This window comes from Rhizobium sp. R693, from assembly GCF_002211315.1.
Classification (GTDB): domain Bacteria; phylum Pseudomonadota; class Alphaproteobacteria; order Rhizobiales; family Rhizobiaceae; genus Rhizobium.
On the sequence record NZ_LOKY01000034.1, the window covers coordinates 394,855 to 408,393 of the forward strand.

A 13,539-nucleotide genomic window follows, 5' to 3' on the forward strand; every position below is an offset into this window, starting at 1 on the left:
GAATACGCGATTTAGATGTTGCGGCCACGATGCGAACCGTGTATTGCCCTCCCTCGTCGGCACGGAGTGTAGCGCAGTCTGGTAGCGCATCTGGTTTGGGACCAGAGGGTCGGGAGTTCGAATCTCTCCACTCCGACCACTTTCCCTTCAATTCACAGCGTCACCAACGATCGCGGACTGATCCTTCAGCGCGAATTGCTGCGCCGTTTCCCCCTTCGTTACAGCATCTGTTCTTGGCTCGCTCCAGAGGAGGCAATGGCACCAACACGCGAAAATTGCAAAGAAACCGATTGTTAAGGCTGCATAAGGTATCATTCACCATATTCATCTGCACTTTGTTAACGCTACGGGAACCTCATGATGTCGTCTTTGCGGATTTCGCTCACTCTCGTCGTGACCGCGCTTGCTCTGCCAGTCCGCGCTGCCGACCTTGCACCTGATCTCCCAGTGATGCCCGTTGCACCTGCCCCAGTTTTCAGCTGGACCGGACCCTATGCCGGTCTGCGCGGCGGCATAGGTTTCCTGAATAGCGATTTCAGCGTACCCGGCGCCAGTGCCTCCAATGATTTTAACGGCGGCCTCGTTGGCGGCTTCCTCGGCGCGAACTACCAGATGGACAGCATCGTGATCGGTATTGAGGGCGACCTTTCCTACACCTGGAACAAGAAGGATCTGACTGTCCTTGGCACGCCCACGGAAGTTGGGACAGACGTTTCCGGCTCTGTCGTCGGTCGCGTCGGCTACGCCGTTGATCGTGCCCTGATCTTCGCGACAGCGGGCTGGGCCGCGACACGTGCCACGGTCGATACGCCGGCTGGCGACGAAGACAAGACCTTCAACGGTTGGACGGTCGGCGCGGGCCTCGACTACGCCTTTACCGACAACCTCTTCGGTCGGGCGGAATATCGCTACAACGATTACGGCAGCGAAGATATCCAGGGAGCAAACGTCGATCTTGATGAACAAGTCGTCTCCGCGGGCATTGGCGTCAAGTTCTAGCCGCCGCTGACAGAGATCTCATGGCGGAGAACAGGCGCTCCGATGGGCGCCCTCCTACTTCTTCTTTGTGGTCGTCGCGCTCATCACCTTGTCGCCCGGCTTGATGCCGAGTTTGGCGGTCACGCCGGCATTGAGTTCGATCACGTACTTCACTTCCGTCATCGAATCGATGATGTCCCGGGAGTACGGCACCGCGTTCTGTTTGATGTTACGGATCGTGCCCGTCGAATCGATGAACAGCATATCGAGCGGCAGGATGGTGTTTTCCATCCACATCTGGACCCGCCGCGAAACACCGAAATCGAAAATCATGCCGGCGTCGTCGGCCATCTCCTTGCGATACATCAGCCCACGCTGGCGCTGCTCGTTGGTATCGGCGATCTCGACCACGAAATTCAGCCGTTTGCCGGAGGCTGTCTGAATGATCAGCGGCTCCTTGTCGAAGGTCATCGGCTGTTGGGAGAAAGCCGGAAAGGCGAGGATGAAAAAAAGCGCCGCAAGGGCGCTTCTGATCCAATGGACGGCCGACATACGCATCAGTGCGCGCGGCTCACCGGGCTCGGCACGTCCGGATGAATCTCGGCGGCCATCAGTCCCTTGTCGCCATCACCGTAACGGACGAGCACGACCTGACCCGGACGCAACTCCGTGAGACCAAACCGGCGCAACGTTTCCATATGGACGAAAATGTCTTCCGTTCCCTCGCCGCGCGTCAGGAAGCCGAAGCCCTTGGTGCGGTTGAACCACTTGACCAGCGCGCGTTCCAGCCCGCTCGTCGCCGTGACTTGCACGTGGGTGCGAACCGGCGGCAGCATCGAGGGATGTACCGCCGTCGACTGGTCCATGGACAGGATCTTGAATGCCTGATAGCCGCGTTCACGGCGCTGGATCAGCGCAACAATCCGCGTGCCTTCGAGAATTGTCTGGTAGCCGTCTCGGCGCAGACAGGTCACATGGAGAAGGACATCCTGCATGCCGTTGTCCGGGACGATGAAACCGAAGCCCTTGGCCACGTCGAACCACTTGACGACGCCGGTGATTTCAATGAGGTCGACCGCTTCCCCCGCGAGTTGATCGAGGTCGGTGAATTCCTTTGATGAAATTCTGTCAGCCATGTCGCCAGCCCCTCAATACGCGTCACACTGTTACGGTTAACTGATTCTTGAGATCAAGATTAACATGTTGGTAACGGATTAGCGCAAGTCCTACTTTTCGATTATTCCCAGTTGCCAATCATACTCCGCTGTCTTGCCCGAAACTGGTGGTCCGCCACATAAGAACCCGACGCCCCGCTTAGAGAGGAAATAGAATGCGTTATCTCCACACCATGGTCCGCGTGAAAGATCTGGACGCCTCCCTGCATTTTTACACCACGCTCTTCGGTCTTGAGGAGGTCAGGCGCACGGAGAACGAGAAGGGCCGCTTCACGCTCGTCTTTCTTGCAGCTCCTGGCGACAAGGCCGACGCCAGTGCCAAGGGCGCGCCCTGCCTGGAGCTGACTTATAACTGGGACACCGAGGACTATACCGGCGGGCGCAATTTCGGTCACCTCGCCTATGAGGTCGATGACATCTATGCCACCTGCCGGAAGCTGATGGACAGCGGCATCACGATCAATCGTCCGCCGCGCGACGGCCACATGGCCTTCGTTCGCTCGCCGGACGGTATCTCGATCGAGATTCTGCAAAAGGGCGGAAGCCTTCCGACCGCCGAGCCCTGGGCTTCGATGGGCAATACCGGCGCCTGGTAAGCCGAGGCTTTTGCGAGGCTTGCGGCTTTTGCGATTTCGGACTTGCGTGTCCGCGTCACGCTTGCCGCAGCCGGGTGGCGCAGGCACTCTCCAGTCGACTCGAGGCGAAGCATGCGGTTTTCACGCAGCCTTCGCCGTCCCCTGGAGAATGCTCGCGTGCTCGCTGTTGAAAAACGGATAGCTTTAGGACCCGCCCTTCTGATCGCCACATCGGCGCTGGTGCTCAGCGGCTGCGTGTCGGACAAAAAGGCCGCCGATGCCGCCTCCGTCCTCGCGCCGGTCGAACCGGCGGCAGCTGCGCAGCAGGCCGCGGCAGCCACACCGGTCCAACCAGGCTATCGCGATCCCATGGTCGCGAATGTATCGGGCGCTCAGCCAGCGCAGGCTCCGAACGCGCAGCCGATGGCAGCAGGATCAGCCGCTTCGGCTCCCGCAAACATCGGCGGCCTGGCAATGCAATCAACCGGGATCAACGCGCAGGCGATGAGCATCTTCTCGGCGCGCGCAGTGTCGCAGAACAATCCGACCTCGACCCAATTGCAGCCCGCCGGCGGCAATGCCTACGCGCCGGTTGGTGTCAGCCCCGTACGCTCGAGCGTTTACAGTAGCCAGGTGCCGGTCGATCAGTCCCAACAGACGCAGCAGGGTCAACCCTTGTTGCCACAGCAGTCCTCACAGAACACGAGCACGCAGAGCGCGCCGGTGCAGAGCGCGTCACTTTCGACGGGCGCCCTGGCAGGGCAAACGGTGAATGCGCTCTACAGCGCGCCGAGGCAAAACCTGCTCGGCAGTCTTTCTGGCCTGCTGCAAAAAGCCTCCCTGCCCGGCATGACGCGGATTGCGCCCAACGGCCTGCATCTTCAAAACGACAAGGTGGAAGTCGGCTGCTTCAAGCCGAACCTGATGAACGTGATCAAGGCGATCGAGACGCATTTCGGCAAGCCGGTCATCGTCACATCGGGCTACCGCGACCCGAATCACAACCGCATGGTCGGCGGCGCCGAAGAATCCATGCACAAGACTTGTGACGCGGCCGACATTCAGATCGACGGCGTGTCAAAATGGGATATCGCAAGCTATGTCCGATCACTGCCGGATCGCGGCGGCGTCGGCACCTACTGCCATACCGACTCGGTTCATCTCGATACCGGAAAGAACCGCGACTGGAACTGGGGTTGCGGCGGCAGGGCCGCTCCGGCGACCATCGCTCGCGCCCTGTGAGGCAGGCGCTTCGCCGTTCATAACGCAGCGTAAGCTCGCCTCGCGAATTCCTAACATGGGCGAATAGCGTCTTGATTCGGCTACAATAAACCCCATTTCGCTCTCGCAAAAAAATCCGGTCATTTTTTTGAAAAAAATCGAATTTCCCGCTTGCGGGATTCAGGGTGCCTGACTATAAGGGCGCCACCACGAAGGAAGCGCCCTTCGTCTATCGGTTAGGACACCAGATTTTCATTCTGGGAAGAGGGGTTCGACTCCCCTAGGGCGTGCCACTTCTCTTGATCTTCATGATCTTTCCCAGTCTAAATACAACGCCTAGGGATGATCCATATGCGGCCCTTGCCGCATGAAGATCAGGCGTCTGTCATCGACAACGGGGCGCTCATTCGGCTTCACCTCAAGTCCAAATCCGGCTACGAACCGGTTTCGATACCATCGCAGTCGAGAAGACAGAGAAGATGGAAAAACAGAAAACAAAATCACGAGATTGGTTCGAGGTCATTGTCGGCAATGGCAACGTGAACGTCGGCATTGCCCGACTCTTGTTACTCGTGTTGGTGTTCATTATCGTCTTCGGGACGATTATGTGGGCTATTCTGCCGCAGTAGCGACGATCGCCACACTCTCCGTCTAGGGCGTGCAGCTTCTCTTTACCGCGAAGCTCGAGCGTCTTGTCGAACCGCCGGTTCGTTCCTATTTCTTTGCCTGATGCGCCCTTCGTCTATCGGTTAGGACAACAGATTCTCATTCTGTAAAGAGGGGTTCGATTCCCCTAGGGCGTACCAGACCTCTCGATGACAAGCTGGGCCCAGACGGCGCGCAATAGCACTATTAAACTCGTCACGGTTGCGGATCCACAAGGGTCGACGCGCTGGCTCCGGGCACTTGGAGCTCTAGCATCGGGAGATCTCGCAGGCGCGGCAAGAGCCACTGGTGCGGAGTCGACAAAGGCAAAGGAAGGCGTGCCGGATCCAGGTGCCGTAGCCGTGGCAAGCGCATTCGAAGCGGCGGCAGCGCAGCACCGAGTAGGCAGCGCGGGCGAAGCGCTCCCCTCGCCCAATCAAAAGCCACTGATCAGTTCGACCTTCGAGCCGTCGCTGAAGCGCTCGAACCGGAACGCTTTCGGATCAACGACGGGCGTCCTGCTCATAACGATATCGGCCATCAGTCGTCCTGCCGCCGGCCCAATGCCGAAGCCGTGCCCGGAAAACCCGGTCGCGATGTGGAAGCCTGGAATGGAATCGACCGCCGAGATGACAGGTACGGCATCGGGCGTGACATCGATGTAGCCTCCCCAACGCTGGGCGATTTCCGCCTTCTCGAAGACCGGAAACGCCCTCCTCAGGCCTCCGAGTGCATCCTGCGTCAATTTTTTCGAGGGCATCGGATCGAGAACCCGATGATATTCGAACGGACTCGCGTCATCCATCGACCAGCGCCGCGGAATGCGCAGTTCGTCAAAGAAGCGGCCAGCAAGGCGGAAGGACAGTGACTTCCACTCCGACTTCAATGCCGGCAGAAACGCTGCAGCGTAGCGGAATGAGGTTGGCACGATATCGACGATGTTGTCGTGCCCGCAGGCGACTGTATAACCGCCGTCCTGCCGTTTTCGGATGGCGAAATCCTTGGCCCAGATCGCCTGTTCCGGTCCACCGTTCAGCGGCTTTGTGCGCATCACGCTGTTCAACACCTTCAGTTGCGGCAGGTCGATGCCGAAGCGCCCGGCAAACAGGCTGGACCAGGCCCCGCCGGCCAGAACCACAGCCTTGCAGGCGATCGCGCCACGCTCCGTCCCGACGCCGCTGACGGCTCCCGCCGAGGTCTCGATGCCGCGGACAGCGCATTCCGTCAGAATGGTCGCTCCCTTATCACGCGCCGCTTCGGCGATCGCCGGTGCCGCCTTTTGCGGCTCCGCCCGGCCGTCAGCCGGCGTGTAGAGCCCTCCGGCCATGTCCAGTCTCGAGCCGGGGATGGTTTCGGCGAACTCCCGCGCCGTCAGCATCCGGGATTCGATCTGATGGCCGTCGAGGTTGGTACGCCAGCGCTCGTGGTCCGCGAGATCCTTCTCATTGGTGCAGGTGAAGATGATCCCCGCCCGTTTGAATCCCGTATCGCGCCCCGTGCGTTTGTCCAGGCCATCCCAGATCCTCAGCGCCTCCGCCATCAGCGGCACTTCACGCGGATCGCGCATCGCAATCCGCACCCAGCCCCAGTTCCGGCTGGACTGTTCCTTGCCGATCCCGCCCTTCTCGCAGAGCGTCACGCGCAAGCCGCGCTCAGCAAGTTCCAGCGCCGTGGAGCAGCCGATGATGCCGCCACCGATCACAACGACATCGCATTCTTTCGGCAGCTCCTCGTCACCATGGACGGGAACAACATAAGGACCGGGCATCTGGGATTGTCTCCTGGCAGGGACTCAAGATCGTTTGGCTATCGTAGCCCTACAACCCCGCCATGCATTTAGGAACCCTATGCGCCCTTCGTCGCGGATACTGCAGCTTTCAGGATTGCTTGAAGGCAAAGACATCGACAGGTTCGCCTAGTCCCCGGAGGGGGAACGAGCCGAGGCTCTCCATGCGTTCCTGGCATGTGGCCATCTCGACGAATGCTCTGGAGAACAATACTGGCCGCTTGATCTCCTTCGTCAGGCTTTCCAGGCGCGAGGCGACGTTGACCGCAGGTCCGATGACCGTGAAGTCGAGCCGCCGTCGCGAGCCGATGTTGCCATACATCACGTCGCCGACATGCACGCCGATGCCATAGCGCAGTACCTGGCGGCCTTCGCGCGCGTTCTGCTCGTTCAGGGTGGCAACAGCGCCCTCTGCCTCCCTGATCGCCAACAACAGGTTCTGGCAGGCCATCGGATTGGTCAGCGGGAAGATCGCCAGCATGCCGTCTCCCATGAACTTGAGGATCTCGCCGCCGTGATTCTCGATCGGCTCCGACATCGCGTCGAAGTAGCCGTTCAGCAACTCGATAACGTCGTCGCGCGGCCAGTGATCCGAGATCGTGGTGAAGTCGCGCAGATCACAGATCAGTATCGCCGCCCCAACTGTCGCCCCGCTGCCGCGCGTCGTCGCGCCAGCAAGGATCTCTCCGCTGGCATGCGGCCCGACATAGGTCTCCAACAGCGTGCGTGCCAGAATGTTCTTGAGCCGGATCTCGGTCACCAGGGTCAAAGCTGGCAGAAGATCTTTGAGAAAAGCAATATGTTCGTCGGCGAAGCCGCCGGGCCGATCACTGGAAAAGGTCGCGATATGGCGCTTGCCGAGCGTGTGTTCCATCGGCCAGGCGATATATTCCGTGAGCCCGTCATGGATCAACTCGTCATAGAACTGATGGTGGCCGTCACCGTCGTGCATCGCCTCGAGGTCCTTGCGGACTTCGATCGCGCCGCTGAAAATTTCGTTCACCGGGCTGTTGCGAAACTGCGGAGTCTTCTCAACGCCGTAGCCGAACGTATCGATCTTCGCTTCGGCCAATCCGACTTTCCAGAGAATACGTGCTCCGAGCCATTGGGGATGAAGCGTTCTGAAATGTAGCGACGCTCGCGCCACCGCGACGCCTTCATCCCGCAGCCGCTGGCACATCTGCACGAATATGTTGTCGATGAAGCGCTCATCGCGCGTTTCGGTGACTAGCCAATCGATGATCTTTCGTCGACGCGAGGGCCACACGCCTTCGCTCTGGTCCATGAAATACGAAGGCACGTCCGACAGGGATTGCATGGCTACGCTCCACAAATACAGTCGCCTCCCGATTGCGGGAAGACATTACTCATCCTTAGATGGTGCACGGCCCTGCAGATTGAAATGGCTGAGGACCATCCGAGTATGAATTACCCCGCTTTCAGCCGAGCATGCGTCGGGTCGCTGCAATTGTCGCGGCGCTCTCTGCCAACGGTCTGTATTCCAGCCCGATTGCACCACAATAACCTTGTTCGACGAGCCAACCGACCCGTCGCTTAAGGTCGACATTGCCGCTACCGGGCTCGTTCCGTCCCGGATGATCAGCGATATGGACGTGGAAGACGCGGGCGATATTGCCGCCGATCACCTCGGCCGTATCCTCGCCCATAACGGCGGAATGATAGACATCGTAGACAATGCCGATCTCGGGGCGCCCGGTTGCTTTTGCGATATCGAGGCCCTCAACCGTTGAGTGGAGGAAATAGCCGACGTGGTCGATCAACGTGTTGAGAGGCTCAAGACCAAGGCGAACCCCGCTGCCTTCGAGAATCTCGCCGGCGGCAGTCAGGGTTTCAATCAGCGCCGCCTTCTGCTCTTCGCGAGACTTGCCGGGAAGATCGTCACCCGCCTGCGCAATCAATGTGTGAGCACCGAGGCGCCTGGCCGTCTCCATCGAACTCTTCAGGCCTTTCAGGAATGCTTCCTTGTTGGCACGATCGGTCAGCGCAATCATCGGTTCAGCGCCAAAGCTGGTGAGCTCTATTTCAGTTTCCGTCAGCGCCCATTCGATGCTGCCGATATCTTTGTTCGTCCATTTCCAGAATTCGACCGCCTCCACGCCATCCCTGTGCGCAAGTCGGATCCTGTCTGCAAAGTTGTCGGCCTCGGCAGCGAACAGCCATTCGATGCAAGCAGAAAGTCTCATTGGCGGCCTCGCTGAATCGGGAACTATTCTTCCCGACAATAGTCGAACGGCGGCAACAGGCATACGGCAAAAACCTTCCACTCGTCGTTTCTGTCTTGACGTCATATTCAGCATTGCTAACGTGCAAGGGCGTATTAATCTCCCAACTCCGCCCGTCATTCATTGACGGGCGTATCTTTTCCGGCTTGGACCAGGAATCGTAGAGAGACGATGGCGGCAGTGGGCGTATCGTTCGGCAAAGGCTTAATGATTCTCATTGCCGGCTTTCTGCTGGCGCTTCCCGAGATTGCCTTTTCCCAACCGCCAGCCGCAACATCGCATCGCGTGTGCATCTACTCACTAGCGATACCTCAGTCCGGCGAGCGCCTTTGCATAACCCGCGAAACGTATGGCCGCGATCTCTGTGTCGCGATCGATCACTTCGCCCGGGAAAACCATCTGCCGCCGGAATATTTCGCCCGACTGATCTGGCGTGAAAGCAGCTTTCGAGCAGGCGCCGTCAGCCCCAAAGGCGCGCAGGGCATTGCCCAGTTCATGCCCGGCACGGCAAGGCTGCGCGGGTTGAGGGACAGTTTCGATGTTCTCGAATCCCTCAAGGAATCAGCACGCTATCTCGACGAATTGCGAACACGCTTCGGCAATCTCGGCCTTGCCGCCGCAGCCTATAATGCCGGCGAGCGGGGACTCGCGGATTATCTTGATACAGGCTTGTTGCCTTTCGAAACGCGCAGCTACGTCCTGGCCATAACCGCGAATACGATCGAGCAATGGAAAAGCGATCCTCCGGTCGACGCCGCGCAATTTCTTAGTCCGGACAAACCCTTCATTGATGGCTGCATAGAGCTTGCCAGCAACCGCCGCCTGACCGAGAGCGCCTCGGTTCAACAGGGTCCATGGGCACCATGGGGCGCCCAGCTTGCGGCGAACAGCAGCGATGCCGCAGCACTTCGCCTGTTCACCGCGGTCGCACGTCAACTGCCGTCGCCGCTCGCGGGTGAAGAGCCGGTCATCGTGCGCATGCGTGACCACAGCTTCGGCTTCAGGCCGCGCTACGCAGCCCGTATCGGCAGGCAGACTCGCGCTGAAGCCGACAAGGTTTGTGTGACTGTCCGTGCGGCTGGAGCCGCCTGTACCGTTTTTCGAAATTGAGATAGTTTCGAGTACGGACAGCGATGACTTTTTGTGTCGCACCGATGAACATTGGCGCGGGTTGTGCGTTTTCGCCGTGGGAGGAAAAGGCCATGCATAGTACGCAAAACAGACAGATTAGAAATCCAGGCCCCCGGGGTCAGAGTATCGCCAAGCAAGGCAGGCACGGTGCCGATGCCGCAGAAGAGCGCAAGCTGCACAAACTTCTCGGACGCCACGTTCCCGAGCATGAAAATCAGGCGAACATCACCAGTAAGCCACCAAAACTTCGATAACGGCGGCCGAACCCGAAGTGATTACCAGACCAGGAAATCCGGGGCGGTCTGCTGAAAGGTCAACTTAAGCGTACCATCGGGCTGGACCACGTATTGCTCGAACCTGCGGTAACCCCATTTTCCCAGGAACGTGTTGTTGATCACCGTTCCCGGCGGGTACGGTGAGCGCGCGACGCGTCCATAGGTCAGGCTACCCGGAATAGGCTCAGGCGGCGGCCCAGTCGTGCTGCAGCCGGCTAGCGCCATCGCAATGAATATCGCGGCATACCTCATGGCTACCTCCTATGCCGCCCCCAAATCCTGGCCGCATGCCTCCGCGGCCAGAATTACACATCACCGCCGGTGGCCGATATACGTCAACCCTGCGGCGTCAGCGTCATGGACGTTCCGGTAGCAGCAACATTGATACCGAGCTGACCGGTCACGCTCAACGTCTGCAATTGGACCGAACCGCTGGTGCCGCCAACGAGGATATTGGCGCCCACACCGGCGACGAGCGTCGCTTCAGCCGACGCCCCCTGGTACAGACCGCCGAGGGAACCGCGATGGTATCCTGTCGTCGGTGCAAACACTGCCCACACAATCCGTCCGCGCGTGGTAAAGCCGACATCGACCCCCAGCTTGCGGATCGCGCCCGTATAGCGATCCGGCGCCCCACTGTTCGAAACCGGGCTAAAAACGCAGTCAACCGATTTGGCCGAACCAAGGAGGTAACCGATACCGCCACCGACATCGCAAGTCAGGATCCCGATCTTGACCCCATCACTCAAATCGGGCTGGGGCTCATTGTAGGTGCTCACCAAATCGGCGGCGATAACGCTCGAGGCCAGGGCTTGCATCAGGGATGCGGCAGCAACAACGGTTGCGATCTTCTTCATCATTTTCTCCTTGTATTGCACGGAGATAAATAGCGCATCGCACCGATTTACCAAGCTCGCTAACGCATGGCTGCCTTTCGGATCTTGCAGCCTAAAGAAACTGTCTGGACAGCCGTCCGCGCCGCTGCGACGGGCACCAAACACCGATCCGGGCCGCTGAAATAGCAGATCACGGCGAGGCAGTCGGCCTCGCCGTGATCTGTGTGCTCAGACCGTGAGGCGATCCGAGCTAGTTGAGGTTCTCGAACTGGCCCATATTCTGCCGAGTCACGAGCTGGAACGGGATCCAGACTTCGCGATCAAGCTTCTCGCGTCTCACTGCCTTCAGGGCTGCGTCGATCGATCCCTTGCCCTGGCCTTTAGCGTCTTGGAACACGGTAACCTTGAGGTCGCCGGCCTTCATTGCCTGCAACGCCTCAGGTGTGGCGTCGATGCCGGCGACGAGGATCTTTTCAGTCGAGGCACCTGAATTCTTCAGCGCGGCAATGGCACCTAGCGCCATCTCGTCGTTGTTTGCGATGACCGCATCGAATTCCAGGCCCGACGTCAGCCAGTTCGAGACCAGATCAGCACCGTTGACGCGGCTCCAGCTTCCGACCTGCTCCTCAACCACGTTCAGGCCGCTGCATTCGGGTGTCTTGATGACGTCATGCACATCCTGCGTCCGCTGACGAGCAGCCTGACTCGTCAGGTCGCCGATCATGACAACAACATTTCCCTTGCCGCCGAGCATCCGACAGACTTCCTTCGTCTGCAGCGTCCCGGATTCGATTTCGTTGGAGCCGACAAACGCCTGCTGCTTGCCAAGAGTCGACAGATCGGTCGGCTGCACGTTCACGTAGATCAGCGGAATGCCAGCCTCTTCAGCAACCTTGCTGAGCGCGGGAGTGCCGTCGGAATCGACGGGATCCACGATGATCGCCGATACGCCGCTGGTCGCAAAGTTGCGGACCTGATCGAGCTGCTTGTTGACATCAGTCGTCGCATCCTCGATCTGCAATTCGACGCCGATCGATTTGGCATAGGCGTCCATGCCGTTGACGATCAGCGTCTGGAAGTTGTTAGACAGCGTCCCCATTGAAACGCCTATGCGTTCGGCGGCATGAGCTTGAGTTGCAAGCACCAGGGCCAGCGCGCTGGCGCTCAGGAATTTAAGCATATTCTCCTCCCAGAGATGATGCGGCACCCGATGTCCGCATCAAGACGGTAGCTGCGCCCACTCCCCTCGTCCGCGAAAATAGTGATGAAAAAACCTCAACTTGAGAGGTTCGCTGGCATCCGGGAAAACAAAAAGCCCGGCATATCGCCGGGCTCTAAGCTCAGGAGGATGATTGCTCTTTCAACTTGCCTGCTGCTGTTGCCGGGCTTTCTTTTCCTGGCGCCGGCGGGCCTGCTCCATGAACCGCTTGTCCATCCGCTCCTGCGCTTCCGCCGAACCGTCGTGGAAGGTTCCGAACCACTTGTCGAGCGGAATCACGCCGTCAGCGTAATTGCACTCGAAGTACTTGTGATGGAGGTAGTGGTCATATGCATGGGTATCGATCGCGCTGTCCTCGCCGAAGACGATTTTATCGAAGCCGGCGTGGCCAGGGGCTGGGGCAAGCCCCGCATGCACGAGGTGAAACATCGCATGGACCGGGTTGGACGGCACGATCCAGTGGATCAAGACGCCCGAGAAATAAAGCAAATGCTCCGCGGGATGCATGGCCAGGCCTGACCACGGGCCGGGGTTGACGTTGTTGTGATGCAGCTTGTGGACGGCATGGTAGAGCGGCGGCCAGTGAATCAGGCGATGCACAAGGTAGAAATGCAAGTCGCGGAATGTCGGGACGAGAAGCATGACAATGCCGCAGTAGACCGGGTGATCCGCAAACGCGACATAGGGAATGATACCGTTCGCAAATGCCCAGAGCGTTAGCGCCTCGAACGCGGTCCAGATCGGAACGGCGCCGGCAAAGGTCCAGATCACGTTGTCGACGGTCTGATTTCCGAAGAGGAACGCGTCATTGCCGACCGACGGCCATTTTGCGTTGTATTTGAAGCTCGTTCCCTGCTTGCGCTGCATATAGAGGCGCAGATGGAACATTCCGAAAAACACGAACACGAGCGCGGCATTGCGCGCTAGGAGATAGGCGATCCAGCCGATAGAGAGGGTCTTCGTCGTTTCGAACGACGGCGTCGCGTAGATCCAGAGAAGTGTCCCGATGATCGCGTAGAGGACGTTCCAGGGCATAAGATAGCCCGGATAGCCGAAGACCCATTTCAGGAATCGGATCGGCTGAACCGGCCAGACAAAAACAGGTGGGTAGGAGACCAGCTTGGCGGGCGCCCAATCGCCCCGTTTGTTGCGCTTCCCATAAAGTGTATCGTCCATCGCCACTCCTCCGTATCGATTGTTCCTAAAAATACCGGAGTGGCCTGCGAGAGCCCACACATTGCTTGAGGTGTTTTCCTCATTTTGCAACTGTGCTCCTATGCCGCCACTGACCGATAGTTTCGGCGGGAGGAGATGGCATGAAAGAGGCAGCCGCGCCCGCTGAGAGAACGGATCACTGAGATGCAGGTGATGATCGAGGGACAGTCACACTTCCAGCCTTTCGGCTTACCTTATTGGGGTTTCGCAGATCTCAACAAGGGAGTTGGAAGCATGACT

Annotated in this window: 15 protein-coding genes and 3 tRNA genes; 9 read left to right on the forward strand and 9 right to left on the reverse strand. The window is 59.0% G+C overall.

The genetic code is table 11. The features are described from left to right. Positions 1-62: 62 nt before the first annotated feature. Both ATY79_RS22590 and ATY79_RS22595 read left to right on the forward strand, forming a co-directional pair. A tRNA-Pro gene (locus ATY79_RS22590) sits at positions 63-139 on the forward strand. A 221-nt stretch (positions 140-360) separates the two neighbouring features. Then, the gene (locus ATY79_RS22595) at positions 361-999 is read left to right on the forward strand and encodes an outer membrane protein (protein ID WP_088694447.1); all 639 of its coding nucleotides are present in this window, start codon (positions 361-363) and stop codon (positions 997-999) included. Between the two features lie 54 nt (positions 1,000-1,053). Here ATY79_RS22595 and ATY79_RS22600 read toward each other — a convergent pair whose 3' ends face one another. Together ATY79_RS22600 and ATY79_RS22605 are read right to left on the reverse strand one after the other, a co-directional pair. Then, the gene (locus ATY79_RS22600) at positions 1,054-1,536 is read right to left on the reverse strand and encodes a DUF192 domain-containing protein (protein WP_088694448.1); all 483 of its coding nucleotides are present in this window, start codon (positions 1,534-1,536) and stop codon (positions 1,054-1,056) included. Beyond that, positions 1,536-2,114, reverse strand: coding sequence for a cold-shock protein (locus ATY79_RS22605; protein ID WP_007535143.1), 579 nt, complete (start codon positions 2,112-2,114; stop codon positions 1,536-1,538). Before ATY79_RS22605 ends, ATY79_RS22600 begins: the two co-directional genes overlap by 1 nt. 194 nt (positions 2,115-2,308) lie before the next feature. Between ATY79_RS22605 and gloA the strand changes: the two genes are divergently transcribed. The 5 genes from gloA (at position 2,309) to ATY79_RS22625 (ending at position 4,755) form a co-directional block, all read left to right on the forward strand. After that, entirely contained in the window at positions 2,309-2,749 is a 441-nt protein-coding gene (gloA, locus tag ATY79_RS22610) for a lactoylglutathione lyase (protein ID WP_088694449.1), read from the forward strand. A 156-nt stretch (positions 2,750-2,905) separates the two neighbouring features. Further along, the gene (locus ATY79_RS22615; protein WP_088694450.1) at positions 2,906-3,970 is read left to right on the forward strand and encodes a D-Ala-D-Ala carboxypeptidase family metallohydrolase; all 1,065 of its coding nucleotides are present in this window, start codon (positions 2,906-2,908) and stop codon (positions 3,968-3,970) included. 197 nt (positions 3,971-4,167) lie between these two features. Continuing rightward, a tRNA-Glu gene (locus ATY79_RS22620) sits at positions 4,168-4,242 on the forward strand. Between the two features lie 186 nt (positions 4,243-4,428). Then, on the forward strand, positions 4,429-4,578 hold the full coding sequence (locus ATY79_RS31015; RefSeq protein ID WP_189638060.1) for a hypothetical protein: 150 nt from the start codon (positions 4,429-4,431) through the stop codon (positions 4,576-4,578). Positions 4,579-4,680: 102 nt separating this feature from the next. Further along, positions 4,681-4,755 (forward strand) — tRNA-Glu (locus ATY79_RS22625). A gap of 275 nt (positions 4,756-5,030) precedes the next feature. Here the strand turns inward: ATY79_RS22625 and ATY79_RS22630 are convergent. The 3 genes from ATY79_RS22630 to ATY79_RS22640 all read right to left on the reverse strand — a co-directional run bounded on the left by ATY79_RS22630 (position 5,031) and on the right by ATY79_RS22640 (position 8,584). After that, a complete protein-coding gene (locus tag ATY79_RS22630) occupies positions 5,031-6,362 on the reverse strand; it encodes an FAD-binding oxidoreductase (protein WP_088704934.1) in 1,332 nt (443 codons plus the stop codon). A gap of 109 nt (positions 6,363-6,471) precedes the next feature. Next, positions 6,472-7,698 carry an adenylate/guanylate cyclase domain-containing protein gene (locus ATY79_RS22635; RefSeq protein ID WP_088704935.1) on the reverse strand — a complete coding sequence of 409 codons (1,227 nt, stop codon included), beginning with the start codon at positions 7,696-7,698 and terminating at the stop codon, positions 6,472-6,474. 121 nt (positions 7,699-7,819) lie between these two features. Continuing rightward, positions 7,820-8,584 (reverse strand): TIM barrel protein, encoded by a 765-nt coding sequence (locus tag ATY79_RS22640; protein WP_088704936.1) that lies wholly within the window; start codon positions 8,582-8,584, stop codon positions 7,820-7,822. Between the two features lie 210 nt (positions 8,585-8,794). On the opposite strand from ATY79_RS22640, the gene ATY79_RS22645 reads away from it, so the two are divergent. Both ATY79_RS22645 and ATY79_RS31710 read left to right on the forward strand, forming a co-directional pair. Next, on the forward strand, positions 8,795-9,733 hold the full coding sequence (locus ATY79_RS22645; RefSeq protein WP_088694454.1) for a lytic transglycosylase domain-containing protein: 939 nt from the start codon (positions 8,795-8,797) through the stop codon (positions 9,731-9,733). 92 nt (positions 9,734-9,825) lie between these two features. Continuing rightward, positions 9,826-10,008, forward strand: a complete 183-nt coding sequence (locus ATY79_RS31710) for a hypothetical protein (RefSeq protein ID WP_088694455.1) — start codon at positions 9,826-9,828, stop codon at positions 10,006-10,008. Positions 10,009-10,029: 21 nt separating this feature from the next. Here ATY79_RS31710 and ATY79_RS22655 read toward each other — a convergent pair whose 3' ends face one another. The 4 genes from ATY79_RS22655 to ATY79_RS22670 form a co-directional block, all read right to left on the reverse strand. Next, entirely contained in the window at positions 10,030-10,281 is a 252-nt protein-coding gene (locus ATY79_RS22655; RefSeq protein ID WP_189637234.1) for a hypothetical protein, read from the reverse strand. A gap of 83 nt (positions 10,282-10,364) precedes the next feature. After that, a complete protein-coding gene (locus tag ATY79_RS22660) occupies positions 10,365-10,886 on the reverse strand; it encodes a DUF992 domain-containing protein (RefSeq protein ID WP_088694456.1) in 522 nt (173 codons plus the stop codon). 229 nt (positions 10,887-11,115) lie between these two features. Continuing rightward, on the reverse strand, positions 11,116-12,045 hold the full coding sequence (locus tag ATY79_RS22665) for a sugar ABC transporter substrate-binding protein (protein ID WP_088694457.1): 930 nt from the start codon (positions 12,043-12,045) through the stop codon (positions 11,116-11,118). Positions 12,046-12,225: 180 nt separating this feature from the next. After that, the gene (locus ATY79_RS22670) at positions 12,226-13,260 is read right to left on the reverse strand and encodes a sterol desaturase family protein (protein ID WP_088704937.1); all 1,035 of its coding nucleotides are present in this window, start codon (positions 13,258-13,260) and stop codon (positions 12,226-12,228) included. Between the last annotated feature and the right edge of the window lie 279 nt (positions 13,261-13,539).